At 72.2% G+C, this 24,294-nt stretch carries 18 protein-coding genes; 12 read left to right on the forward strand and 6 right to left on the reverse strand.

All coding sequences use genetic code 11. The annotated features are described in order from the left end of the window. Nucleotides 1-29: 29 nt before the first annotated feature. Complete coding sequence (locus tag ACWA15_RS14435) at nucleotides 30-4,409, forward strand: FtsK/SpoIIIE domain-containing protein (RefSeq protein ID WP_464056074.1); 4,380 nt, start codon at nucleotides 30-32, stop codon at nucleotides 4,407-4,409. A 21-nt stretch (nucleotides 4,410-4,430) separates the two neighbouring features. On the opposite strand, the gene ACWA15_RS14440 is transcribed toward ACWA15_RS14435, so the two are convergent. Further along, entirely contained in the window at nucleotides 4,431-4,901 is a 471-nt protein-coding gene (locus tag ACWA15_RS14440) for a hypothetical protein (protein WP_464056075.1), read from the reverse strand. A 340-nt stretch (nucleotides 4,902-5,241) separates the two neighbouring features. Here ACWA15_RS14440 and ACWA15_RS14445 point away from each other — a divergent pair, with 340 nt between their 5' ends. Beyond that, entirely contained in the window at nucleotides 5,242-5,490 is a 249-nt protein-coding gene (locus tag ACWA15_RS14445) for a WhiB family transcriptional regulator (protein WP_093183738.1), read from the forward strand. Between the two features lie 149 nt (nucleotides 5,491-5,639). On the opposite strand, the gene ACWA15_RS14450 is transcribed toward ACWA15_RS14445, so the two are convergent. Beyond that, nucleotides 5,640-7,103, reverse strand: coding sequence for a sensor histidine kinase (locus ACWA15_RS14450; protein ID WP_464059523.1), 1,464 nt, complete (start codon nucleotides 7,101-7,103; stop codon nucleotides 5,640-5,642). 87 nt (nucleotides 7,104-7,190) lie between these two features. On the opposite strand from ACWA15_RS14450, the gene ACWA15_RS14455 reads away from it, so the two are divergent. From ACWA15_RS14455 to ACWA15_RS14480, 6 genes are all read left to right on the forward strand, one after another. Further along, a complete protein-coding gene (locus tag ACWA15_RS14455) occupies nucleotides 7,191-7,703 on the forward strand; it encodes a DUF2505 domain-containing protein (protein ID WP_464056077.1) in 513 nt (170 codons plus the stop codon). A gap of 297 nt (nucleotides 7,704-8,000) precedes the next feature. Beyond that, entirely contained in the window at nucleotides 8,001-9,317 is a 1,317-nt protein-coding gene (locus ACWA15_RS14460) for an ABC transporter substrate-binding protein (RefSeq protein ID WP_464056078.1), read from the forward strand. 158 nt (nucleotides 9,318-9,475) lie between these two features. Next, nucleotides 9,476-10,492, forward strand: coding sequence for a carbohydrate ABC transporter permease (locus ACWA15_RS14465; protein WP_464056079.1), 1,017 nt, complete (start codon nucleotides 9,476-9,478; stop codon nucleotides 10,490-10,492). Beyond that, on the forward strand, nucleotides 10,489-11,400 hold the full coding sequence (locus ACWA15_RS14470) for a carbohydrate ABC transporter permease (protein WP_464056080.1): 912 nt from the start codon (nucleotides 10,489-10,491) through the stop codon (nucleotides 11,398-11,400). Before ACWA15_RS14465 ends, ACWA15_RS14470 begins: the two co-directional genes overlap by 4 nt. Nucleotides 11,401-11,709: 309 nt before the next feature. Next, complete coding sequence (locus ACWA15_RS14475; protein WP_464059525.1) at nucleotides 11,710-12,759, forward strand: LacI family DNA-binding transcriptional regulator; 1,050 nt, start codon at nucleotides 11,710-11,712, stop codon at nucleotides 12,757-12,759. 77 nt (nucleotides 12,760-12,836) lie between these two features. Continuing rightward, nucleotides 12,837-14,117: a Glu/Leu/Phe/Val family dehydrogenase gene (locus ACWA15_RS14480; protein ID WP_464056081.1), complete on the forward strand. Its 1,281-nt coding sequence runs from the start codon at nucleotides 12,837-12,839 to the stop codon at nucleotides 14,115-14,117. A gap of 95 nt (nucleotides 14,118-14,212) precedes the next feature. Here ACWA15_RS14480 and hemQ read toward each other — a convergent pair whose 3' ends face one another. The 3 genes from hemQ to ACWA15_RS14495 all read right to left on the reverse strand — a co-directional run bounded on the left by hemQ (nucleotide 14,213) and on the right by ACWA15_RS14495 (nucleotide 17,857). Beyond that, a complete protein-coding gene (gene hemQ / locus ACWA15_RS14485; protein WP_464059527.1) occupies nucleotides 14,213-14,884 on the reverse strand; it encodes a hydrogen peroxide-dependent heme synthase in 672 nt (223 codons plus the stop codon). A 138-nt stretch (nucleotides 14,885-15,022) separates the two neighbouring features. Next, entirely contained in the window at nucleotides 15,023-16,240 is a 1,218-nt protein-coding gene (locus ACWA15_RS14490; RefSeq protein WP_464056083.1) for a ferrochelatase, read from the reverse strand. Nucleotides 16,241-16,399: 159 nt separating this feature from the next. Then, nucleotides 16,400-17,857 (reverse strand): nitronate monooxygenase, encoded by a 1,458-nt coding sequence (locus tag ACWA15_RS14495; protein WP_464056084.1) that lies wholly within the window; start codon nucleotides 17,855-17,857, stop codon nucleotides 16,400-16,402. Between the two features lie 159 nt (nucleotides 17,858-18,016). Between ACWA15_RS14495 and ACWA15_RS14500 the strand changes: the two genes are divergently transcribed. Genes ACWA15_RS14500 through ACWA15_RS14515 form a run of 4 tightly spaced genes read left to right on the forward strand, consistent with a single transcriptional unit; the run spans nucleotide 18,017 to nucleotide 23,255 of the window. Next, on the forward strand, nucleotides 18,017-19,786 hold the full coding sequence (locus ACWA15_RS14500; protein WP_464056085.1) for a beta-N-acetylhexosaminidase: 1,770 nt from the start codon (nucleotides 18,017-18,019) through the stop codon (nucleotides 19,784-19,786). Then, a complete protein-coding gene (locus tag ACWA15_RS14505) occupies nucleotides 19,783-21,417 on the forward strand; it encodes an N-acyl-D-amino-acid deacylase family protein (protein ID WP_464056086.1) in 1,635 nt (544 codons plus the stop codon). The genes ACWA15_RS14500 and ACWA15_RS14505 overlap by 4 nt, the downstream gene beginning before the upstream one ends. Beyond that, on the forward strand, nucleotides 21,414-22,820 hold the full coding sequence (locus tag ACWA15_RS14510; RefSeq protein ID WP_464056087.1) for an alanine racemase: 1,407 nt from the start codon (nucleotides 21,414-21,416) through the stop codon (nucleotides 22,818-22,820). Before ACWA15_RS14505 ends, ACWA15_RS14510 begins: the two co-directional genes overlap by 4 nt. 33 nt (nucleotides 22,821-22,853) lie before the next feature. Further along, a complete protein-coding gene (locus ACWA15_RS14515; RefSeq protein WP_464056088.1) occupies nucleotides 22,854-23,255 on the forward strand; it encodes a RidA family protein in 402 nt (133 codons plus the stop codon). Nucleotides 23,256-23,438: 183 nt separating this feature from the next. On the opposite strand, the gene ACWA15_RS14520 is transcribed toward ACWA15_RS14515, so the two are convergent. Further along, nucleotides 23,439-24,281 (reverse strand): DUF2249 domain-containing protein, encoded by an 843-nt coding sequence (locus tag ACWA15_RS14520; RefSeq protein WP_464056089.1) that lies wholly within the window; start codon nucleotides 24,279-24,281, stop codon nucleotides 23,439-23,441. Between the last annotated feature and the right edge of the window lie 13 nt (nucleotides 24,282-24,294).

Genomic DNA, 24,294 nt, shown 5'->3' on the forward strand with positions numbered 1-24,294 from the left:
CCCGCGGCCAGACGGGGCACGCTCGGAGGGTGCGCTCACTCCTGCCCGATCCCACCCCGCCTCACCCGACTCCGTCCCACCCCACTGCGCCCACCTCGTCCCTCCCCCGGCACCCGCCCGCGCCCGGCGCCGGCGTCCCGGTGACGATCCACCCCGGCCAGGACGTCCACCTCGCCCTCGCCCGCCCGCTCGGAGACCTGCGCACCGAGCTCGCGGCCTGCACGGGCCGGCCCGAGCTCCTGGGGGCACCGCTCTACGTCGACGACCGCCGGCTGGACGACCACCACGTCGTCGGCCATCCCCCGCTCGTCGCCGGCGCCGTCCTGCGCACCGGGCCCACCACCTGCCCGACGCCGGAGCGCGCCCTGGCAGCGCCCGTCCACCTCGCGGTGCTCACCGGGCCGCGCGCGGGCACGCTGCTCCCGCTCGAGCCCGGGCCCGGGCCCGGGCCCCTCACCGTGCTCGGCGTCCGGCTGCGGGTCCGGAGGAGACGGCGCGGCGGGGTGCGCGTCGTCGTTCGGGCGGGCGGGCACGGGTGCGCCGGGCACCGCTGCGGTCGGGTGAGCCTGACCAGCCCGGCCGGGCGCACCCGAACGGTCGGGGGCTGCCGGCGCATGTCATGGCTGCCGCTCCGGTCCCGGGGGCGGCGGTGGCCGTGCGGGTCCCTGCTCACGGTCCGAGGGGAGCGCACGGGGGACGGGCAGGTCCCGACAGCCACGGTCGAGCTGCGCACCCGACCGGTCCTGGCCGAGCGCACGTACCGGGCGACGCTGACCTCGCTCACCCCGGTCGCCGCTGACCACGACGCGCAGCCCGAGACGCGGGCCGGCACCCTCGTCGCCGGGCTGGTCCCGGCGGTCGCGGGGGTCGTGCTCGCGATCGTCCTGCGCAACCCGCTCTTCGCGATCATGGCGCTCACCGCGCCCCTGGCGATCCTCGGCCCAGCCGTGGCCCGGCGACGAGGACGACGGCGACCACCGGGACCGGTGAACGGCGGTCCGTGGAGCTGGGCGGCCCCGTGGGGACCGGCTGCCCTGCGTGCCGGGCTCCCGCCCGCCGACCTGCTCACCGCGGCTGCGGTCTGCGCGGCTCTGCCTGCCACCGTCCTTGACAGCACTCCCCTGCCCGCGACCACTCTGCCGGGGACCACCCTGCCTGGGACCTCCCTGCCCGCGACCTCCCTCCCCGGCGACCTCCCGGACGGGTGCCTCGCCGTCGTGGGGCCCCCGGCGCTGGGGACGGCGCTGGCCGCCCGGATGGTCGTCTCCCTGAACGCCTGCGGTCGAGGGCAGGCGATCACCATCCTGTGCGACCCCTCCCGCACCGTGGCCTGGGAGTGGGCGCGCTGGCTCCCCCAGACCCAGATCCGCACGCCGGCCACCGCTGGACCCCTCGAGGCGGGCACCGGCCGCCTGCTCGTCGTCGACTGCGGCACGCCGGGCCCGCTGTTCGCCCGGCTCGGCAGCTGGCACGCGAGCCACCCCGAGCAGGCCGCGCTGCTCCTCGTGGTCGACGACGCGGCAGCGGTGCCCTCGTGGTGCGCGGCACGGGCGACGATCGAGGGCGCTCGCGTGGTGTGGTCCGCGCCCGGCACGGTCGAGGAGGTCACCACCTTCGACGGGGTGGCGCCCGACTGGCTGGAGGCCTACGCGCGCCGGGTCGCGGCGCTGAGCCAACGCGGGCGGTGGACCCACCTCCCCCGCCCGGGCGGGTCCGCCGGGACGCCACCCGGCGCTGACCTCGCGGGTCGCACCCTGCTCCCTCGCCGCGCCGCCCTCTCGGAGGCTCCAGCCCTCTGGGAGATCGAGCGCCGCTGGCGTGAGAACGCCCAGGGACCGGCGCGGCCGGTCGGGGACAGCGACCGGGCGAGCGAGACGCTCGAGGCGAGGATCGGCGTCGGGCAGGGCGGCGCGGAGGTGACGATCGACCTGCTGCGCGACGGACCGCACGCCCTCGTGGCGGGGACGACCGGGTCCGGGAAGTCCGAGCTGCTCCAGACGCTCGTCCTCACCCTCGCGCTCGCCTACTCCCCCGACGAGCTGTCCGTGGCCCTCGTCGACTACAAGGGCGGGGCGAGCTTCGGGGAGTGCGCGCGCCTGCCGCACGTCGTGGGGCAGGTGACCGACCTCGACCCGGGGGCGGCCGAGCGCGCCCTGACCGGGCTGAGGGCCGAGCTGCGTCGGCGCGAACGGCTCTTCGCCGGCGTCGGCGCCGGCGACCTGGCGACGTATCGTGCGCGGTCCGCCGGCGCGGAGCCGCTGCCCCGGCTGCTCATCGTCGTCGACGAGTTCCGGGCGATGGCCGACGACCACCCGGGCTTCATCCCCGGTCTGGTCCGCATCGCCGCGCAGGGACGGTCCCTGGGCGTCCACCTCGTGCTGGCGACCCAACGTCCCAGCGGCGCGATCAGCGCCGACATGCGCGCGAACATCTCGGTGCGGGTCGCTCTGCGCGTCGCCGGGACCGCGGACTCCCAGGACGTCATCGACGCCCCCGACGCGGCGTGGATCCCCACCGACCTGCCTGGCCGGGCGGTGGTGCGGCGCGGGCAGGAGCCGCCCGAGGCGCTCCAGACGTACTTCGCCGGCGGCGTGGCGGCGCTCTCCGGGCCTGGGGTGTGGCACTCCCCGCGGGGCGTGGTCCCCGAGGACGCGGGCCTGTCCCTCGGTGCCCGTTCGCTCGCGGGTCACCCCGGCGAGACCCCGGACCCAGGGGCGACCCACGACCCCGTCGCCGCCCTCGTCGCCCGCGCGGTGCAGGTGGCCTCCGCGTCGGGGATCGGCCGTCCGCGGGTGCCGTGGACCCCTGCGCTGCCCACCCAGGTCCGGTGGGACGATCTGGACAGGACCGACACCGCCGGCACCGCTGGCACGCCCGCCTCGATCGTCCTGCTGGGGCTCGCCGATCACCCCCAGGATCAGCAACAACGCCCCTTCGGCTGGGCGCCGGCCGAGGGGCACCTGCTGGTCCTGGGCCGCGCCGGATCAGGGCGCACGAGTGCGCTGCGCACCCTCGCCCACGCGGCGCTCGCGGCCGGGTGCATCGTGCACCTGGTGGGACCGACCGCCCTGACCGCCGGCCTCGGCGCGGGAGATCCGTGCCTGGGGACCGTCGCGTCCCGGGCGGACCCGCGCCGGGTGGCCAGGCTCCTGACGGTGCTCATGTCGGGCGCCGGCGTGGAAGCGCCCGGGGCACGTGGCCCGGTGGAGCACGTGGTGGTCGTCGACGGCCTCGAGGACGTGCTCCAGGCGATGAGCACGCTGCACCGCGGCGCGGGCCTCGACCTGTTCCTGTCAGCGCTGCGGGAGGGACCGTCCCGCCGCCTCGCCTTCGCCCTGTCCGGCGCCGGCGCGCCGACGTCGGGGGTCGGTGCGTTGATCCGGCACAGGATGGTCTTCGCCGGCGGGGACAAGCACGAGGACACCTTCCTCGGCATCCCAGCGGCGCTGGCAGGCCTGGGCGGACCGCTTGGCCGCGCGGTCCTGCTCACCGGCCCGACGCCGGTGCTCTGCCAGGTCGCGGTCACGGAGACCGGGGAGACCTTGAGAGCGGAGGCCGGGGCGGCTGAGGCCGCTGGGTCGGCTGGGTCGGCTGGGTCGGCGGGGTCGGCTCGACTGGCCGGGCCGGCTGTCACGGGCCCAAGTCTCACGGCGCAGCGCACCCGGATCGAGGAGGTGCCCTACCGGGTGCACGCGGGGGAGGTGGCGGCTCCGGGGCTGGGGTTGGTGCTGCTCGGTCGCGGAGGGGACGACGCCGGCCCGGTGTGGGTGCGTTCAGGCCAGAGCATCCTGGTCTGCGGTCCGCACGGGTCAGGACGCACCACCGTGCTCGGCCGGTTCCTGGACGCATCGCCCCGTGCGAGCGCTGCGGGCATGGGTGCGGGTGCAGGTACGGGTACGGGTACGGCGATCGTCGGGGTGGTCAGTCGGGACGGGCTGCTGGCCGCACGGGGGTGCGCGCTGGGCGAGGTCCCGGTCCTGTCCCGTCTGACCCCGGCGGCGGCCGACCGGTTCGTCGACGACGTGCACGCCCGGCTGGTGATGCTGAACCGGCGCCACCCGGCCCCGGCGCTGCGCCTCGTCGTCGACGACCTCGACGCGTTCGCCCTCTCCTGCCCCGGGGCGCTGGAGGGTCTGTGCGCGATCGCCGAGGGTGGCACCGAGGATGCGGGGTGCGTCGCACTGGTCGCCTCCTCGACGACCGTGGCAGCCGCGGGAGCCTTCCGCGGCGCCCTGGCGGACCTGCGCGCGGCACGCTACGGCGTGGTGCTCAGCCCCGGGGTGCCAGGGAGCTCGGAGGTCTTCGGGTCCGACCTCGGCTGGCAGGTCGAGCCGGAGATGCACCGGCCGGGACGCGGGGTGCTGGTGGACGGGTCGTCGTCGACCTTCGTCCAGGTGATCGACGCGTGAGCGCTGGGCAGTCCTGGCTGGTCAGTCCTGGTGGAAGGAGAAGGTCGTCCGTCCGGTGTAGCGCGAGACCGGCGGGCTCAGCAGACCCACGAGCGTGACCCCACCCACGGCCGTCAGGACACCACCGAGCACGGGGACGCCGCCCTGGAGGAGGCTGATCCCGACGAGGACGGCCAGCAGCTGGAGGGTGATCGAGGGCCCGCGGACCCAGGGACGCCCGGTGCCGAGGCCCACGGCGCAGGCGAGCAGCAGCCAGGATCCCAGGGCGGCGCACACGACGAGGGCGACCGCGACGGAGACGACCCGGTCGGAACCGACGAGGAGATCCACCAGCCCGACCACGACCAGCACAGCCAGCACGACTCCCTCGAGCGCCAGCGCGATCAGCGTGAGCCAGACGCCGAGCGGCTTCCACCGGTCGAACCATGTCCGGGCTCGCCCGGGCTGTGGCGCGGCGGACGGCGCGGCGGGGTCGTGGTCGTTGTCAGCCATAGATGGCTCCGAGAATAACTGACGCCGGGCACGGCGCAGGACGCTCGGCGAGGGCCCGCCGCGTGATCGTGCGACGCGAGGGCGGCGACGAACTCACAACACTCATGCGATCGGCACCATTCGGCCCTTGACGGAAGCCGAGTGGGCGTGCTTATAACCCACTGCGGAGTCGACCCGGACCAAAGATGTGACCAAGACCTCAGTCGTCACTCAATAGAAACCTTCCCGTAACCCTTGTGCCACAGCTGATTGAGGTGTGAACTAGTTACCAGCAGTTACAAGCCCCCCCCCGAGCCAGTTCCCCTTCACCGGGCTGACTCCCCCCTGCCTAGGAGATCCCATGGATTGGCGTCACCGCGCAGCCTGCCTCGATGAAGACCCCGAACTGTTCTTCCCGATCGGGAACACCGGTCCGGCGATCCTTCAGATCGATGAGGCCAAGGCTGTCTGCCGTCGCTGCGACGTAGTCGACACCTGCCTCAAGTGGGCCATCGAGTCCGGTCAGGACGCCGGCGTCTGGGGCGGCCTCTCCGAGGACGAACGTCGCGCCCTCAAGCGCCGCACGGCCCGCGCCCGCCGCGCGAGCTGACGACCCCAGCACCACCCGCGCCCAGCGCACCCGAAGAGCCCGGCCCCCACAGGGTCCGGGCTCTTCGCCTGCCACCCTCCGCTGAGTGCGGGCTTCTGGCTGCCCAAACCGGACATCGGGCAGCCGTTCGACCGCACTCAGCGGAGGGGTCAGGTGTGGGCGGTGACGCCTCGGAGGGTGACCGAGACCGTGACGATCGTGCCGGCGCCCTCGCGGGCTGCCCATTCGATCTCGCCCTGGAGCTCGTTGGTCACCAGGGTCCGCACGATCTGGGTCCCGAGCCCGCCCGAGGGCCCCTTGCCCTCGCTCATGCCCACGCCGTCGTCGGCCACGGTCACACGCAGGGACTTGCCGTCGCGCAGGGCGTGGATCTCCACCGTCCCACCACCGGACTTCGACAGTCCGTGCTCGACGGCATTGGTCACCAGCTCGGTGAGCACCAGCGCGAGAGCGGTGGCGTCCTGGGCCGGCACGAGGCCGAAGGAGCCGCTCTGCACGGTCCGCACACTGACCCCGGCCGAGGCGACGTCCGCCGCGAGGCGCAGGGCACGGCCCACCATCGTGTCGAACTCGACCTCTTCGTCGAGGGTCTGGGACAGGCTGTCGTGCACCAGCGCGATCGTGGCGACGCGGCGCATCGCCTCTTCGAGCGCCTCCTTGGCCTCGGGCACGGTCATCCGCCGGGCCTGGAGCCGCAGCAGGGCAGCCACCGTCTGCAGGTTGTTCTTCACCCGGTGGTGGATCTCCCGGATCGTGGCGTCCTTGGTGATCAGCTCGCGCTCGCGCCGGCGCAGCTCGGAGACGTCCCGGCACATGAGCACGGCGCCGATGCGGCGCCCCTGCTCGGTGAGCGGGACCGAACGGATCGAGAGGCACACGCCCCTCGAGTCGATCTCGGTGCGCCACGGCGCACGCCCCATGACCACCAGCGGCATGGACTCGTCGACGGGCATCTTGTGCTCGATGAGCTCGGTCGCGACCTCGATGAGGGACTCGCCCACGAGCGCGCCGATCACCCCGAGGCGGTGGAAGCAGCTCAGTGCGTTGGGGCTCGCGTAGAGCACCTCGCCCTCGGAGTTGAGCCGGATGAGCCCGTCACCGACGCGGGGAGCGCCCCGGCGCGGTCCCGTCGCACCGTCGGGAGAGGGGAACTCACCCGTGGAGACCATGTTCATCAGGTCGTCGGCGGCCTCGACGTAGTTGAGCTCGAGCCTGCTCGGGGTCCGCCCGCTGCCCAGGTTCGTCTGCCGCGCGACGACGGCGATCGCCCGGCCGTCGTGGACGACCGGCACCGTCTCCTCACGCACCGCGTACGTCCCGAACCAGCGTGGCTCCCTGGACCGCTGCGTGCGCTCCTCGACGAGGGCCCGTTCGAGCTGGGGCAGCAGCCCCTCCGGGGCGAAGGACCCGACGATGTCGTCGTAGTGCACGGTGGCACCGGTGCTCGGCCGGCACTGGGCGACCGCGACGAACGCGCCGTCCGGCATGGGCAGCCACAGCACGAGGTCCGCAAAAGCAAGGTCGGCGATGAGCTGCCAGTCCCCGATGAGGAGGTGGAGCCATTCGGCGTCGGCCGGTTCGAGCTGGCCGTACTTGGACACAAGGTTGCTCATGGTCGACACAGACGAAGCCTACGCGGAGACGATCGTGCTGCGTTCGGTAGGCTCGGGGCACCTGATCCTTCGAAGGAGACCTCCACGATGCGCGCGAGCATTGACCTTCACTTCCCCGTTCCGACGGACGCAGCCGTGCGACTGGTCAACGACGTCGAGTTCATCCGGCTCAAGGCTGAGCACGTCGGCTCCCGCGTCGTGCAGGTGGACGTGACCCCCGGCACGGACGGCAGCTTCACGTCCTCGGTGCGCCGCACCATCTCGAGCGACCAGATCCCCCCTCAGGTGCGGTCGTTCGTGGGGAACGAGCTCGAGATCCGCCAGACCGAGGCTTGGGCAGAGCCGATGGACGGCCCGCAGGGGCAGCGGCACGGCACGGTGTCGGTCGAGATCACCGGGGCCCCCGTGCGGATGACCGGATCGATCCTGCTGGTCCCCACCGCTGACGGGTCACGGATGACCTACTCCGGTGAGGTCAAGTCCCCGATCCCGCTGTTCGGGGCGAGCATCGAGGCTGCCGCGACGGAGGCGATCCGGAGCGCACTGACCGAGGAAGCCGCCTACGCATCCGTCTGGCTGGCCGACCACGGACCGTCGTGATCGACCGTCCGCCGGGTCTCCGAACGTAACGATTTCGCATACGGCCCCGAAGGCCACAACGCTCTGACCTGCAATTATGCAGTTTTCACCCCCGCGGACACCGTCACAACACCCCAGGCTTGCTTGACAGGTGGAACCGCTCCCACCAAGATCATCCATAGCGCATGGGAGCGCTCCCAGATTCATCGGGAGAGCGAAACCGTGCACGCACTGCGAGCACCCCCCCGGGGTGGCTCGAGATCCTCACGACAGACACGAGCGGCGCTGACGCCGCACCGTCGACAAAGGAGTCCTCGAATGACCAGCATCATCCGTACCCGCCGCATGGCAGCAGTCGTTGCCGGCGCATCGATCTTCGCCCTGACCCTCTCCGGCTGCTCGAGCGAGGGTGACGAGACCAAGCCCGAAGAGTCGAAGGCTGCCGACGGCACCATCACGCTGACCGTCGCGACCTTCAACCAGTTCGGCTACACCCCTGAGCTGCTCAAGGAGTACGAGGACGCCAACCCCGGCATCAAGGTCGAGCAGACCGTTGCCGCTCAGTCCGGCGAGGCTCGCACGAACCTCACCACGCGCCTCGCAGCCGGCGGCGACGGCCTGGCCGACGTCGAGGCCATCGAGGTCGACTGGATGCCTGAGCTCACTGAGATCGCCGAGAGCTTCGAAGACCTCGCCGGCGCCGACGTCACCGGCCGCTACGTGCCGTGGAAGGAAGCCCAGGGCACCGCCGACGGCAAGCTCATCGGCCTCGGAACGGACATCGGCCCGCAGGCCATCTGCTACCGCGCCGACCTCTTCGAGGCTGCTGGCCTGCCCTCCGACCGCGCAGCCGTCGCCGAGCTCCTCGGTGGCGAGGACGCCACGTGGGACAAGTACTTCGAGGTGGGCCACACCTTCGTCGACAGCTCTGAGGCTGCCTGGTTCGACTCCGGCGTCGCCATCATGCAGGCCCAGATCGGCCAGCTCGAGGCAGCGTACGAGGACCCCTCCACCGGCGAGCCCACCGACCTTGCGGCGAACACCGTCATCAAGGGCATGTACGACACCATCCTCGCGGAGTCCGTCGACCTGTCGGCTGGCCTGAAGATGTGGGAGCCCGACTGGGACGCTGGATTCCAGAACAACGCCTTCGCCACGATGCCGTGCCCGCCGTGGATGACCTCGGTCGTCTCCGGCAAGGCTGAGGGCGTCGCTGGCTGGGACGTCGCGGACGTTTTCCCTGAGGGCGGCAGCAACTGGGGCGGATCCTTCCTCACCGTCCCGTCGACCGGCAAGAACACCGCCGAGGCCATCAAGCTCGCCACCTGGCTGACCGCTCCGGAGCAGCAGGCCAAGGCCTTCGCCAACGCCGGCACCTTCCCGAGCCAGATCGCGGCACAGGGCCTTCCTGAGGTCAACGACGCCACGAACGAGTTCTTCAACGACGCACCGGTCGGGCAGATCTTCAGCACCCGGGCGAACGCGATCAGCGACGTGCCGCCGTTCAAGGGCGTGAACTACTTCGCCATCCAGACGATCGTCATGGACGCCCTCAACCGCGTCGACATCGATGGTGGCGACGCAACGGCCTCCTGGGACGAAGCCCTGACGAACTTCGGTTCGCTCGGTTTCTGAGAGACGCCACGGGTCGGCTGACGCCGCCCGGATGACAACGCCGGGCGCCGTCGGAAGGCACAACCTTCCGGCGGCGCCCGGCCGCATCACCACCTTGCTCACCCCGTGCAGGCCCGGCTCACCGGTGCCAGCCGCCCGCACATCGCCGAAGGAAACCCATGGCCGTCTTGTCCCCACCAAAGCCATCAAGCGATGAAGGCCGAATCCCACGACGGGTCGCCTTCAGCCAGAAGCGTGGCAAGTGGGATGTGAAGCTCTCTCCATACCTTTACATCTCGCCGTTCTTCATCCTCTTCGCGATCACCGGGCTCTTCCCCCTGATCTACACCGGCTACGTCTCGCTCTTCGACTGGCACCTGCTCAAGGGCAAGGGGGAGTTCATCGGCTTCGAGAACTTCGTCGAGGTGCTCAACCAGCCGAACTTCTGGAAGGCCCTGCGCAACACCCTCTCGATCTTCCTGCTGTCCTCCGTGCCCCAGGTCGTCATGTCGATCACCCTGGCCGCGGTGCTGTCGGCGAACCTGCGGGCCAAGACCTTCTGGCGAATGGGCGTGCTGCTCCCCTACGTCGTGGCCCCCGTCGCCGTCGGCCTCATCTTCGGCAAGCTCTTCGCCGACGAGTCCGGTCTGATCAACGCCGTCCTCATCAACATCGGCCTCGACCCGGTCCGCTGGCACGTCGACATCCTGCCCAGCCACTTCGCGATCGCCACCATGGTGAACTTCCGCTGGACCGGCTACAACACGCTCATCTTCCTGGCGGCGATGCAGGCCATCCCCCGCGAGCTCTACGAGGCCGCGATCATCGACGGCGCCGGTCGCCTGCGCCAGTTCTTCTCGATCACCATCCCGCAGCTGCGCCCCACGCTCATCTTCATCATCATCACGTCCACGATCGGCGGACTGCAGATCTTCGACGAGCCGCGCATGTTCAATGCGACCGGCGACGGTGGCTCGAGCCGGCAGTGGATGACCGTGACCATGTACCTCTACGACCTCGGCTGGGGCAACCAGAAGAGCTTCGGACGGGCCTCGGCTGTCGCGCTCATCCTCTTCCTCATCATCGTCCTGATCGGCTTGATCAACTTCCTCATCACGACGAAGATCGCCACCTCCGGTGACGTCAAGATCAAGAAGACCAAGTCCCGCAACTCAACCAACCGGAGGACGCGATGAGCTCCATCCCCGTCATCGCCCAGACCGCTGGAAAGGGCGCTGCCCGTTCCGCCGCCCGGCGCCGCAAGATCAAGCTCGGTGGTCCAGACCGCAGGCCAGGATGGGTCACGTACGTGATCCTGGGGTTTGTGCTGCTCATCTCGATCTACCCGTTGTACTACGTGATCCAGCTCGCGTCCTCGACCTCCTTGACGATCGTGCGCAACCCGATCCCGGCCCTGCTGCCCGAGGGCAACATGTTCGAGAACTTCAGCCGCGTCTTCGACTCGAACATCCCGCTGATGAAGGGCTTCGTCAACTCCCTCGTCGTCGCTGTCGTGCAGTCCATCACCGTGGTCGTCTTCTCGACCCTGGCCGGATTCTCCTTCGCCAAGCTCCGCTTCCGGGGTCGCGGCCCGCTCCTCGTCTTCGTCATCGCGACCATGGCCATCCCCACCCAGCTCGGCATCGTGCCGCTGTTCATCGTCATGTCGGAGATCGGCTGGTCCGGCAAGCTCATCGCCGTCATCGTGCCGGGCATGGTCACCGCCTTCGGTGTGTTCTGGATGACCCAGTACCTCGAAAGCGCGCTGCCCTACGAGCTCATCGAGGCCGCCCGGGTCGACGGTGCCTCGATGATCCGCACGTTCTGGCACATCGCCATGCCGGCGGCACGGCCGGCCGCGGCGATGCTCGCCCTGTTCACCTTCATCGGGAGCTGGACGGCGTTCTTCTGGCCGTTCATCATCCTCGGCAGCAAGAACCCGACGCTGCCGATGGTCATGCAGCTGCTCAACTCGACGTACTTCACGGACTTCTCGCTCGTGATGGCCGGAGTGCTGCTCTCCACCCTGCCCCTGATCATCGTGTTCGCCTTCGCCGGGCGTCACCTGGTCGCCGGCATCATGGCGGGCGCAGTCAAGGGGTAGTCCTCTCCACACCACCCCGGCTGATCGACGTGATCGGCGGGGAGCTCGTCCGGGGTGCGACCAGGTCGCACCCCGGACGACGTGGTATCACCCCCGGAGGGCCCGGCAGCGCGAATCGTCCTACGATGTGTCTCGAACCGACGAACCGACGAGCCGTCAGCCTGTCGGACTCAGCACCGAGCGCCGGCGTTCGCCGAACCTCGTGCGGCGGCACAGTTCTGAGTACTAGCATCTCAATTCGCGACCTGCTCGCGTTCCCACCAGCAGGAGACGTCGTCGGCCGCACAGCTGCCGCCTTGAGGAGACATGATGAGCCAGCAAGCTCCCACGTTGGAGGAGGTCGCGCAAGCGGCCGGGGTGTCGCGGTCGACCGCGTCCCGCGCGATCAACGGTGGCTCGCGTGTCTCGCCCGAGGCCCAGCAGGCGGTGGACGACGCGATCGCCCGCCTCGGGTACGTCCCCAACCGCGCGGCCCGCTCCCTCGTCACCCGTCGAACCAACTCGATCGCGCTCGTCGTGCCCGAGCCCGACGAACGTGTGCTCTCTGACCCGTTCTTCGCGGCCACCCTGCGCGGTATCAACTCCGCCCTCCGGGACTGGGACCTGCAGCTCGTGCTGCTCATCGCTCAACCGGGCGAGGCGTCCGGGCGGATCGCCCGCTACCTGCGCAACGGCCACGTCGACGGCGCGATCGTCGTCTCCCACCACCGCCGCGACGACCTCGAGGGCGCGATCGAGGCGTCCAGGATCCCCGCCGTCTTCGTCGGACGTCCGTTCCGCGACTTCGCCGGCCTCCGGTTCGTCGACGTCGACAACGTCGCCGGCGGCGTCCTCGCCACGAACCACCTCATCGCCCAGGGCCGCAAGAACATCGCCCACATCGCTGGCCCCTCGGACATGATGTCCGGGGAGGACCGCCTGGCCGGCTGGCGCCAGGCGCTGTCCGAGGCAGGGATGACCGAGGGGCCCCTCGCCCGCGGGGACTTCACAACCGTAGCCGGCGCCCAGGCCATGGAGGCGATCCTGGCGATCGACCCGACCATCGATGCCGTCTTCGCCGCCTCCGACCTCATGGCCGTGGGTGCGCTGCGGGTGCTCGCCCAGCACGGCCTGTCCGTGCCCGGCGACGTCGCCGTGATCGGCTACGACGACCTCGGCGTCGCCGAGGGGACGATCCCGGCCCTGACGACGATCAGCAACCCCGTCATCGGGATGGCCAAGTACGCCACGGACGAGCTGCTCACCAGCCTCGGCTTCATCGACAAGGACGACGTCGTCGTGAACGGCACCCCACCCGCGGTGGAGCAGGACGGTCACATCATCCTGTCCCCCGAGCTGGTGCGCCGCGCCTCGTCCTGAGCCTGGCCCGGCGTCCGGTGGCGTAGGTTGACGAGAGCACGCCACCACGACCACCAGGACAACCAGGAGCGACGACGATGTCATCCACCTCTGTCTCCATCCAGAGCCGCAGCGAGTCCTCCCTGCCGTGGCCGAACGCTCTCGGTCAGCTCGCCGGCGCTGTCGCGATCCTGGGCTACGACGAGGGCATGCACGAGATGCTGGCGACGCCGCGCCGCGAGGTGAACGTCGCGGTCCCTCTCCGGCGCGACGACGGGCGGATCGCGCTGTTCAAGGGGTACCGGGTCCAGCACAACGTCTCGCGCGGCCCCGGCAAGGGCGGCCTGCGGTTCCACCCCGGCGTCGACGTCGACGAGGTCCGCGCGCTGGCCATGCTCATGACGTGGAAGTGCGCCGTCGTCGACATCCCCTACGGCGGGGCCAAGGGCGGAGTGGGGATCGACCCGCTCGCCTACAGCCAGGCCGAGCTGGAACGGGTGACCCGTCGGTACACGAGCGAGATCATGCCGGTGATCGGGCCGGAGCAGGACATCATGGCCCCCGACATGGGGACGAACGAGCAGACCATGGCCTGGGTCATGGACACGTACTCAGCGAGCCAGGGGTACACCATCCCCGCGGTGGTGACCGGCAAGCCGATCGGGTTGGGCGGGTCGTTGGGACGCACGACGGCGACGTCGCGCGGCGTCGTGCACGTCACGCGTGCGGCGCTGTCGCGGGCGGGCACCGACCTGGCCGGGGCGACCGTTGCCGTGCAAGGTTTTGGCAAGGTGGGGTCCCACGCGGCGAACATGTTCGCGGCGGAGGGCGCCCGGGTGGTCGCCGTGAGCGACCAGTTCGGCGGGCTGCTCAATGCCGACGGCATCGACGTCTCACGGCTCTTCGCGCACGTGGACGCCACCGGGTCGATCGTCGGCTTCGACGGAGGCGACCCGATCGACAACGCCGCGCTGCTCGCGCTCGAGGTCGACGTCCTCGTCCCGGCCGCGATCGAGGGCGTGCTCGACGCGGTCACCGCGCCGACCGTGCGGGCCCGGTTCGTCGTCGAAGGAGCCAATGGTCCGACCACCGCCGAGGCAGACGCGATCCTCGCCGACCGAGGCGTCGTCGTGGTACCGGACATCCTGGCGAACGCGGGCGGCGTCGTCGTGTCCTACTTCGAGTGGGCGCAGGCCAACCAGGCCTACCGGTGGACGCTGAGCGAGATCGAGAGCCGGCTGGCCGAGCGGATGCACACGGCCTTCGACGACGTCACCGAGGTCGCGGACCGCCAGGGCCTCACCCTGCGCGACGCCGCCCTGGTGATCGGCGTCCGCCGCGTAGCCGAAGCCCACCAGATCCGAGGCCTCTACCCCTGACCCACCCTCGCCCTCGCTGAGTGCTGGGAAATGCGGCGACACGCCGGGCGTGTCGCCGTACTTCCCAGCACTCAGCGAGGCGGGGGGGTGGGTGGTTAGTCGTTGGAGAGGGGCTGGCGGGCGGCCCAGGCGTGCAGGTCGGTGCGGGGGCCGGTGAAGAACGGGATCTCGTCGCGGACGTGGCGGCGGGCCTCGGTCGCGCGCAGGTCGCGCATGAGGTCGACGATCCGGTCGAGCTCGGCGGCCTCGAAGGCAAGGATCCACTCGTAGTCGCCCAGGGCGAAGGCGGAGACCGTGTTCGCCCGGACGTCCTTGTAGTCGGCCGCGGCCATCCCGTGGTCGCGGAGCATCGTCGCGCGCTCGTCGGCGGGCAGCAGGTACCAGTCGTAGGACCGCACAAAGGGGTACACGCAGATGTACTTCTCGGGGGCCTCGTCGGCCATGAACGCGGGGATGTGACCGCGGTTGAACTCCGACGGGCGGTGCAGCGCGGCGACCGACCACACGGGCTCGAGGTGACGCCCCAGCTCGCTCGCCCGCAGCCGCTGATAGGCGTGCTGGACCGACTCGATGGTGGGGCCGTGCCACCAGACCATGAGGTCGGCGTCCGAGCGCAGCCCACCGATGTCGTACCAGCCACGGACCGTGAGCTCGGTGTCGGTGCCCGACGCCGCCCCGCCCACCGCGGCGAGCGCGTCGTCGACGAGGGCGGTGCGGTCGGTCTCGTCCGCAGGCAAGGTCTGGACGGTGGAGAACACCGACCACATGGCGTAGCGGACCGTCGCGTTGACAGGCTCGGTGTCGACGAACTCGCCGGTGTCGCGGTGGTGGTGGGCGTCGGTCTGGGTCACGTGTGATGGCCTGCTCTCGGGTGGGTGGTGGGACTGCGGACGGGACGGTCGTCGTCAGGTGTACAGGCCTGCGCTGCACAGCGCGGGCACACCGCTGTCCTCGCCGTCGCGGCGACGGCAGCAACCGGGTCGGCACACGGAGGAGTAGGCGCCGAGCGACCCGACGGCGGCCTCGACCACCTGGTCACCGCGAGCCAGGGCCGCCCGCTCCAGGACGAGGTCGACCAGGCCGGACACGAACGGGGCCCGGGTGCCGACCGTGCCGGCACGCACCGCCGCCAGGCCGAGGTCCCGCGCGGTGGCGAGGGCCTCGGTGTCGAGGTCGTAGGCGACCTCCATGTGGTCGGAGATGAAGCCGATCGGGGAGAGCACGACGGCGCGCACCCCGCTCTCGGCGAGCTCGCCGAGCAGGTCGTTGACGTCCGGCTCGAGCCACGGCTGGCTCGGCGGGCCCGAGCGTGAGCAGTACGCGAGCGTCCAGCTCACCGGGTGGCCAAGTTCGGCGGCGACCTGCTCGGCGACGACGCCCGCGAGGTCGAGGTGCTGGGCGGAGTAGGTCGCCCCGGACACCGCGGAGGCGGCCTCCATCGTGAGAGGGATGGAGTGCGTGACGAAGACCAGGCGGGCCTCCGCGGCCAGCGCGGCGGAGTCGGCACCGTCGACGGCGTCGGCGCTCTCACCGGCACCGCGGCCCGCCAGCTCGCGGTACGCCTCGACGACCGCGTCGATGTTCGCCTGGGCGAAGCCGGGGTGGTTGAAGTAGGAGCGCACCTTGTCGAACTGGATGCTCGTGGGCCCGTCCGGGCCCAGCTCGTCGCGGGCCTCGAAGGTCAGTGCGAGATCCTCGCGGTACTGGCGGCACCCCGAGTAGGAGGAGTAGGCGCTCGTCACGAGGGCGACGGCGCGCTGGGCGCCCCGCTCGGCCAGCTCGGCGACGGCGTCGCGGGTGTAGGGCTCCCAGTTGCGGTTGCCCCACACGACCGGCAGGTCGATGCCGCGCGCGGCGAGCTCGGCCTCGAGCGCGGCCTTGAGCGCGAGGTTCTGGCCGTTGATCGGGCTCTTGCCGCCGAAACCGTAGTAGTGCTCGCCGACCTCTTCGAGGCGGGCATCGGGGATCCCCTTGCCGGCGGTGACGTTGCGCAGGAACGGCACGACGTCGGCCGGCTTGTTCGGTCCGCCGAAGGAGTACAGCAGGAGTGCGTCGTAGGGGAGCGGGGAGGGGCGCGACCCGTCAGAGGTGGGTTCGGGCGCGGCAGAGGTCTCGATGGCCATGTCAGCCATCATCCCATCGCTTCCCCCCGTGTCCCACAGCGGGCCCGCGCCGCGGGTTGTGACCTTGAACGGACGCCCTGTCATCTTGACGGCCACCGTGACGGCTACCGTGGCGGCCACCGTGACGGCGCAGCCCTCAGGGTCTCGAGGGGAGAGCCCTCAGGCCGCAGCGCCGAGCAGCCAGTCGAGCGCCTGCCGGGCCGTCCAGTCGTCCGGGTGGAGCTCGGCGAGCCGCTTGGCGCCGTCGACGTCCACCCCGAGGGTGAGCAGCCCGAGCTCGGTGTACCCGTCCGCGCGCTGCTGACCCAGCCCGACGTCCGCGGTGAGCGCGTTGCACAGGCAGGCCCGTCCGACGGTGTCCTGGACGTCACCGCCCTTGCGTTCGTAGAGGTGGACCGGTTCCGCGGGGCAGCGGTAGCCGACCGCGCCCGTCTCCCGCAGGAAAGGCGTGCGCAGGTAGCCGAGGTCGCACAGCCGGGGGCGGGCCGCCAGGACCTCGGGGTCCGAGAGCGTCCCGGGGACCTGAGCGACCTTGAACGGGAAGCCGGTCGGTGAGGCGAAGGCGTCGGTCCGGATGTCGAGGGTGCCGGCCCGCAGCCGGGTGAGCAGGTCCGCGCGCAGGTCCGGGTCGAGCCCGGACTCCTGCGAGAGGGCGAACACGGTCCCCACCTGGACACCGGCGGCCCCGGCCGCCCGGGCGGCGGTGAGCGCCTCGGGAGTCCCGTACGAACCGGCCAGCCAGAACGGCAGGCCGATCGCGGCGACCTTGTCGATGTCCGCCTCGTCGCGTGGACCGAACACCGGCTGGCCGAGGTCGTCGAGGACGAGCCGGCCTCGCGGTGGGGCATTGTGCCCGCCCGCCGGGGACCCCTCCACGACGAAGCCGTCCGGGCGGATGTGCTCGTCCCGGGCGAGATAGGCGGCGAGCGCGTGGGCGGAGACGATCGCGAGGAAGGTCGGGCGCTTCAACGGCGGCAGGTCGGTGGCGAGCAGCGTGGCCGGATCCAGGTGGACGGAGTAGCCGGCGGGGGCGCCGGAGACCTCGACCGGCAGGTCCACAGCCTCGTGCCCGGACAGCCGGTCGAGCAGGCGGGGGATGTCCCGAGGGATCCCGGCGCCCATGACGACGTAGTCGGCGCCGGCGAGCATCGAGCCGTAGGCCGCGGTCGGGGTGGCCATCTGGACCTTCTCGAGGAAGTTGATGCCCACCGTGCCGGTGTGCCCCTCCTTGGCCAGCCACACCTCGACGAAGCTCCCGAGGATCATGAGCTCCTGGGCGAGCCGGGTCTGGCGCAGCGCCAGCCGCGGGATCGGGGCATAGGGCTCGCGGGGTGCGCGGCCTCCGTCGCGGAAGTATCGCTTGAGCACCCGGTGGGCGAAGGCGGGCACGGGGAAGGCGGCGAGCGCCCGCCGCACGGCGCCGTCCGCGTCACCGTCCTGCAGCCGGCGCGCCAGGACGAGGTCGAGCGCCGTCCCGGAGACGACGCCGAGCTGGCCCGAGCGGGCGACCGAGGAAGCGAGGCGCCAGGACGACACGGCGATGCCCATCCCGCCCTGGATCACCCGTGGCAGGGATCGGTCGAAGGTGGGGCCGGGCAACATCGAGAGCGTTGTCATGAGTGTCCCCCTGGGATACCTACGGGTGCGTAACTTACTGAACCGTAGGCTGCTGGCGTCCTGCCCGTCTGGGCCCAAGGTCCCCTCGCCAGCGCAACCTGCGACGCCACGTTTGTCAGTACTGTTTACAAACTCGGTTCTCCGGCTAGGCTCGATCAGGTGACTCACTCCGCGGCGCCGCACGGTCTCCTCCCTGCCCCTGTCCACGTCGAGACCCCCGCGGGCGGTGAGAGCACCTCCTTCATGCTCGACGACGGCGCCCGCGTCACCGCCCACCCCGCGCTGCGCGCAGGGGCTCGGTGGTGGCGGAAGGTCACCGAGGAGGCCTTCGGCCTCGACCTCGACCTTCAGATCCTCGAGGGCGCGGCTCCCACCGCGACCCCCACCGCGGCCGTGTGCTTCGACCTCGACGCGACCCTCCCCGCGGCCGGCTACCGCGTGCGGATCGACGCGGCCGGCGTCGTCGTGCAGGCGGGCGGGCCCGACGGCGCCCACAGCGCCGCGCAGACCCTGCGCCAGCTCGCCGGGCCGCGCGCCTTCCGCCGGTCCGGCGCCCTCACGCCCGTCCCGCTCCCCCACATCGCCGTCGCCGACCACCCGCGCTACCCGTGGCGTGGGGTGCTGCTCGACGTCGCGCGCCACTTCCTGCCCAAGCACGACGTGCTGCGCTTCATCGACCTGGCCGCCGCGCACCGGCTCAACGTGCTCCAGCTGCACCTGACCGACGACCAGGGCTGGCGGATGCAGATCCACCGCTACCCCCGGCTCACCGAGGTCGGGGCGTGGCGGGCCGAGACCGGCGTCGGCACCTGGCGCACCGGGCTCACCGACGGCCAGCCGCACGGCGGCTTCTACACCCAGGACGACCTCCGTGAGATCGTGGCCTTCGCCCGCGAGCGCGGGGTGACCGTCCTCCCCGAGATCGACGTCCCCGGGCACGTCGAGGCGGCCGTCGCCGCCTATCCCGAGCTCGGCACCCGCAAGCAGCCGCACGCCGTGCGCACCACGTGGGGGGTCAGCACTGAGGTGCTCGACCCGTCCGAGGAGTCGCTGGAGTTCTTCCGGGGCGTGCTCGACGAGGTCCTCGACGTCTTCGACTCCCCCTGGATCGGGCTGGGCGGGGACGAGGTGCCGACGACGCTGTGGCTGGACCACCCCGAGATCGTGGCCCGCGCGGCGACCCTCGGCCTCGACCACGTCCGTGAGCTGCACGGCTGGTTCGTCGCCCGGCTCAGCGAGCACGTCCTGGCCGCCGGACGCCGCCCCGTCGTCTGGGACGAGGCCTTCGGGCCGGCCCTGCCCCCGCAGACGATCGTCACCGCCTGGCGCGGCATCACCGTCGGCGCCGAGGCCATGGTGGCCGGGCACGACGTCGTCATGGCCCCCGAGCAGGTCGTCTACCTCGACCACCGGTCCGGTGAGGGACCGGGGGAACCGACCCCGGTGGGGTTCCTGCGCACCGTCGAGGACGTGCTCGCCTTCGAGACCGTCCCCGCGGAGGTCCACCGGAGCCACCACCTCGACTCCGCCGCCGGGTCGCTCCTCGGCGCGCAGGCCCAGGTGTGGACCGAGCACCTCGAGTCCGCCCGCCGCATCGACTACCTCACCTTCCCCCGGCTGGCGGCCTTCGCCGAGGTCGTGTGGAGCCCACCGGCCGACCGGTCCCCCGGTTCCCCCGCCGCGACGGAGTTCCTGGCGCGCCTGGCCTCGGCGCACCTGCCGCGCCTGGACGCCGCGGGGGTCGAGTACCGCCCGCTGGCCGGGCCCCTGCCCTGGCAGTCGCGCCCGGGCGCCGAAGGGTTCACCCGCGACCTGGAGGCAGAGATGGCCCAGGCCGGCTGGGCCGGCGCGGGCGGCTGGCACGAGGGCACCGACCACACCGACGGCACCGACGGCACTGACGGCGCGGAGCAGGGAGCGCACCCGTGACGATCATCCACGGCGCGCGCATCCCCCACGCCCAGAGCCCCGACGGGCTCAGCCGCCCGGTCGACCTGCACCTGGACGAGACGATCCTGGCGGTCACCCCGGCCGGGGCCCGCCCCACCGGCGAGGGCCACGTCATCGACGCCGACGGCCGGATCGCCTTCCCCGGGTTCATCGACTCCCACGTCCACGGCGAGGCAGCCGTCCTGGACCCCGACGTCCAGCACGCCATGCTGCGCCAGGGGGTGACGAGCATCGTCGTCGGGCAGGACGGGGTCTCCTACGCGCCGTCCCCCAGCGCCGGCCTGCCCGACGCCGGTGTGCCCTCCCCCGACGCCTTCGCCTGGGCGACGGGCTACTTCTCCGCGATCAACGGCGAGCACCCGACCTTCCGCGGCGGCTCCGTCGCGGAGCTGCTCGCCACCTACGAGCGCACCACCCCGCTCAACGTCGCCTACCTCGTGCCGCACGGCACGCTGCGCTACGGCGTGCTCGGCGGCGCGGCCCGTCCGGCCACGCAGGCCGAGGTCACGGCCATGGCAGCTGCTCTGGCCCGCGGGCTCGACGAGGGCGCCTGCGGCATGTCGACGGGCCTCGAGTACGCGCCCGCCTCCTCCGCCGGGCGCGCCGAGCTGCTCGCCCTCACCGGCGTGCTGGCCGCACGCGGGCTCCCGCACGTGAGCCACATGCGCGGCTACGAGGACAAGGCCGGGGCGGCGATGGCCGAGCTCATGGACCTCGCCCGGACCACGGGGGCGGCGACCCACGTCTCGCACTACCACGGACCCGCCGCCGAGCTGGCCGGATACGTCGACGCGGCGTTGGCCGAGGGCCTCGACGTCACCTTCGACTCCTACCCCTACCTGCGCGGCTGCTCCATCCTGTCGATGGTGGCCCTGCCCACCTGGCTGCCGATCGCCGACCCGGCCCGGACCGTGGCGCTGCTCCGCGACGAGGCCGTGCTCGCCCGCCTGCGCACCGAGCACTTCCCCGCCCTGACCGACCTCTGGGGCCGGGTGACGATGGCCGCCGTGCCCGGCGGGCTGGCCTGGACCGAGGGCATGACCGTGCCCGACGTCGCCGCTCGCCTGGGCCTGTCCCCCGCGGACGCCGCGGTCGAGCTGCTGGTCAGCACGGGCCTGCGGGCCGGGTGCGTGTTCGCCCAGCCGCCCACCAACTCCCCCGCCTCGGTCCGGGCGCTGCTCCGCCACGACGCCCAGATGGGCGGGTCCGACGCGATCTACGCGGGCGGGCGCCCGCACCCGCGCGGCTGGGGGGCCTTCGCGCGGTTCCTCGCCGAGCACGTCCGCGAGCTCGGCGACTGGACGTGGGCCGACGCCCAGGTGCACCTCTCCACCGCGGCCGCGCGCCGGTTCGGCTTTGCTGACCGCGGCCGGCTGCTGCCCGGCATGATGGCCGACGTCGCGCTCGTCGACCCCGCCCGGGTCACCGACGAGGCGACGTACGAGTCCCCGCGCCGGCTGGCGAGCGGGATCGACGACGTGCTCGTCGCCGGGGTCCCGGTGCTGGTGGGGGGCGCACTGACCGGGCAGACGCCGGGGCGGGCGCTGCGACCGAGCGCCGCAGCGCCCCGGTATCCCTGGAGCACAGGCATGACTGGAGCACGGGCATGACCGCCTCGCTGGGCCCGCGGTCCAAGGGGTTGGCGCTGACCGGCCCGGCCACCGTCGACGCGGTGACTTCCTCGCGGCCGCTCGTCACCGACGGAGCGTTCTCCTGGCCGTTGCTCACCCTCGACGCCGACGCCGTCGAGCACAACCTCGCGCTCATGGCGCGGCTGTGCGCAGAGGCCGGCGTCGAGCACGCGCCGCACGTGAAGACGGCCATGTCCGCCGAGCTCTTCGCCCGCCAGCAGGCGCACGGGGTGTGGGGGGCGACCGTGGCCACCGCCGCCCAGCTGCGGACCGTGCGGGACTGGGGCGTCGAGCGGGTGTTCCTGGCGAACGAGCTGTGCGACCCGCGGGAGATCGCGTGGCTCCGCGCCGAGCTGACGCGGGCGGTCGCCGGTGAGAGCGCCGGTGAGAGCGCTGGGGAAGTCGCTGCGCAGATGGACGGCGCTGCGGAGATCTGGCTCTACGTGGACTCCGCCACCGGTCTCGACCTCCTCTCCCGCGGGTTCGCCGGGGCGGCCGCCGAGGTGCGCGCGCGCCTCGGGGTCCTCGTCGAGCTCGGGGTGCCCGGTGGGCGCACCGGGGTGCGCGGGGTCCCGGCTGCGGTCGAGCTGGCGCGCGCCGTGGCCGGCGCCGGACTCACCCTGGTCGGCGTCGCCGGCTACGAGGGGTCCGCCGCGTCCGGCACCTCCCCGGCGGACCTGGCCACGGTGGCGTCGTTCTGCCGCGACCTGCGCGCGGTCGCTGCGGGGATCTGCGCCGCGGGGCTCGTCCCGGCGGGGCGAGCGGTCGTCGTCTCGGCAGGTGGCAGCTCCTTCCTCGACGTCGTGCTCGCGGAGCTGGCGGGAGACCTGCGCACCGGATCGGACGCGGGGCGTGACGCGGGGCCGGCAGCTGGGCCAGCCGCTGGGCCAGCCGCTGGGCCAGCCGCGGTGCCGGCCGAGTGGCCGGTGCGCGTCGTCGTGCGTTCGGGGGCCTACCTCATCCACGACCACGGGTTCTGTGCACGGATGGACCCATGGACCCGGCTCCCCGGCGCCGAGCCGATGCGCGCCGCCGCCACCGTGTGGGGGCAGGTGCTGTCGGTGCCCGAGCCCGGGCTGGCGATCTGCGGCGTCGGACGCCGTGACGTCTCCTACGACATCGACCTCCCGGTCGCCCGGACCGTGCGCCGCGCGCGCGCCGACGGGACCCCGGGGCCGGTCACCGACCTGACCGGGGCGCAGGTCACCGCGCTCAACGACCAGCACCTCTACCTGAGCGTGACGGAGGAGTCGGGCCTGGCGCCCGGCGACGTCGTCGGCTTCGGGATCTCCCACCCGTGCACGCTCCTCGACAAGTGGCGGGTGGCGGTCGTCGTCGACGCCGCCGACCGGGTCGTCGAGATCGTCACGACCGACTTCTGACCGCCTCCACCCCACCTCTCACGAAGGACTCACATGACCAAGATCGCTGTCGCCACCCCGCACGCACCGGCCCCCGCGCACACCTTCCACCAGGGCATCCGCAAGGGGCCCTTCGTCCAGGTCTCCGGTCAGGGCCCGGTCGCCCCCGCCACGGGCGAGTACCTCTTCCCCGGTGACGTGGCCGCCCAGACCACCCGCACCCTGGAGAACGTCAAGGCGATCGTCGAGGCGGCCGGGGCGACCTTCGACGACGTCGTCATGATCCGCGTCTACCTCACCAAGCGTGAGGACTTCGCCGTCATGAACGAGGCCTACGGCGTGTTCGTCTCCGCGAACTCACCGCGCGGGGTTCTCCCGGCCCGCACCACGGTCTTCACCGGCCTGCCGCGCGAGGAGATGCTCGTCGAGATCGACGCCTTCGCCATCACCGACTGAACCCCGCCGGCCCGCGTCCGCCGAGTTCGTGAGCCACCGGCTCGAGCCCGCCGACCTCGTGAGCCGGCCGCCGAGCTCGTGAACCAGGCGAGACGACGGGTCACGAACCGGTGTGGCTCACGAGCTCGGCGGGCCGTTCACGAGTTCGGCGAGGAGTTCGGCGAGGACGCCGAGGGGGCAGGGTCACACCGCGAGGAACTGGACCTTCCAGATCTCCGGGCCTTCCTGGAGGTAGCTGACCTCGAAGCGGCCGGGCCAGCGGTCCTCGATCTGACGCAGCAGCGGGAGCGGGGCGTGCGGGGCGAGGAGCACCAGGCCGCCGCCGTCGCCGACCGCCTCGAGGGCGCCGAAGATCGTCGCGTGCCGGATCGCGTGCGGGATGGTCGTCGCGTCCAGCTCGGGGAAGCCCGCGTCGTCGTGCCCGCCGCAGCCGCAGGACCCGCCCGCGGCCGGCGCCCCGGCACCCGCGGCCGTTCCGGTCACAGCACCGCCGGCGGAGTCGGCACCAGATCCGGCGTCGGCCTCGGCGCCGCTCGACGCGGCGTGCATCTCCTCGAGCACCACGGCCAGCGACACGTCGGGGGACGCGGCGAGCAGCGGCAGGATGAGCTCGTTCTCCTTGGCCAGGTGGCTCGCGAAGACGACCCGGAGCGCGTGCGCGTTGGCCGCCACGACCACCGGGTTGACGGCCTTGCGGATCGCCTCGACGAGGTCGGTGAGCACGACGTTCTCGGCGATCATCGCGTCGATGAGCAGCCGCCCACGCGGGTCTGCGTGCGCGATGGGGTACATGGTCGCCTCCTCGGCCAGGGAGTGCGGCAGCAGCTCGGCACCGCACCAGGCCACGAGGGCGGCGCGCTGGTGCTCAGCGCCGCGGACGTCGTTGTTCACCACCGCCGAGAAGACCTTCTGGACGTGCGCCTCGAGGGCACCGGCGAGCTCGGCGTGATGGCTCACGACGGCTTCGACGGCGGCCGCGTCCGCGGCGCTCGAGGCGATGACGAGGGTGTTCGGGGCGACAGACATGGCAAGGACCTCC

This window comes from Sanguibacter sp. TS_SC_8 (genome assembly GCF_055361235.1).

What these genes read in the sequence shown, in the direction of transcription:
- ACWA15_RS14490 (WP_464056083.1), bottom strand. Translation starts at nt 16,240, where the DNA reads ATGGCCATCGAGACCTCTGCCGCGCCCGAACCCACCTCTGACGGGTCG.
- hemQ (WP_464059527.1), bottom strand. Translation starts at nt 14,884, where the DNA reads ATGTGGTCGGTGTTCTCCACCGTCCAGACCTTGCCTGCGGACGAGACC.
- ACWA15_RS14480 (WP_464056081.1), top strand. Translation starts at nt 12,837, where the DNA reads ATGTCATCCACCTCTGTCTCCATCCAGAGCCGCAGCGAGTCCTCCCTG.
- ACWA15_RS14495 (WP_464056084.1), bottom strand. Translation starts at nt 17,857, where the DNA reads ATGACAACGCTCTCGATGTTGCCCGGCCCCACCTTCGACCGATCCCTG.
- ACWA15_RS14470 (WP_464056080.1), top strand. Translation starts at nt 10,489, where the DNA reads ATGAGCTCCATCCCCGTCATCGCCCAGACCGCTGGAAAGGGCGCTGCC.
- ACWA15_RS14465 (WP_464056079.1), top strand. Translation starts at nt 9,476, where the DNA reads ATGGCCGTCTTGTCCCCACCAAAGCCATCAAGCGATGAAGGCCGAATC.
- ACWA15_RS14515 (WP_464056088.1), top strand. Translation starts at nt 22,854, where the DNA reads ATGACCAAGATCGCTGTCGCCACCCCGCACGCACCGGCCCCCGCGCAC.
- ACWA15_RS14510 (WP_464056087.1), top strand. Translation starts at nt 21,414, where the DNA reads ATGACCGCCTCGCTGGGCCCGCGGTCCAAGGGGTTGGCGCTGACCGGC.
- ACWA15_RS14440 (WP_464056075.1), bottom strand. Translation starts at nt 4,901, where the DNA reads ATGGCTGACAACGACCACGACCCCGCCGCGCCGTCCGCCGCGCCACAG.
- ACWA15_RS14455 (WP_464056077.1), top strand. Translation starts at nt 7,191, where the DNA reads ATGCGCGCGAGCATTGACCTTCACTTCCCCGTTCCGACGGACGCAGCC.
- ACWA15_RS14520 (WP_464056089.1), bottom strand. Translation starts at nt 24,281, where the DNA reads ATGTCTGTCGCCCCGAACACCCTCGTCATCGCCTCGAGCGCCGCGGAC.
- ACWA15_RS14475 (WP_464059525.1), top strand. Translation starts at nt 11,710, where the DNA reads ATGAGCCAGCAAGCTCCCACGTTGGAGGAGGTCGCGCAAGCGGCCGGG.
- ACWA15_RS14445 (WP_093183738.1), top strand. Translation starts at nt 5,242, where the DNA reads ATGGATTGGCGTCACCGCGCAGCCTGCCTCGATGAAGACCCCGAACTG.
- ACWA15_RS14450 (WP_464059523.1), bottom strand. Translation starts at nt 7,103, where the DNA reads ATGAGCAACCTTGTGTCCAAGTACGGCCAGCTCGAACCGGCCGACGCC.
- ACWA15_RS14460 (WP_464056078.1), top strand. Translation starts at nt 8,001, where the DNA reads ATGACCAGCATCATCCGTACCCGCCGCATGGCAGCAGTCGTTGCCGGC.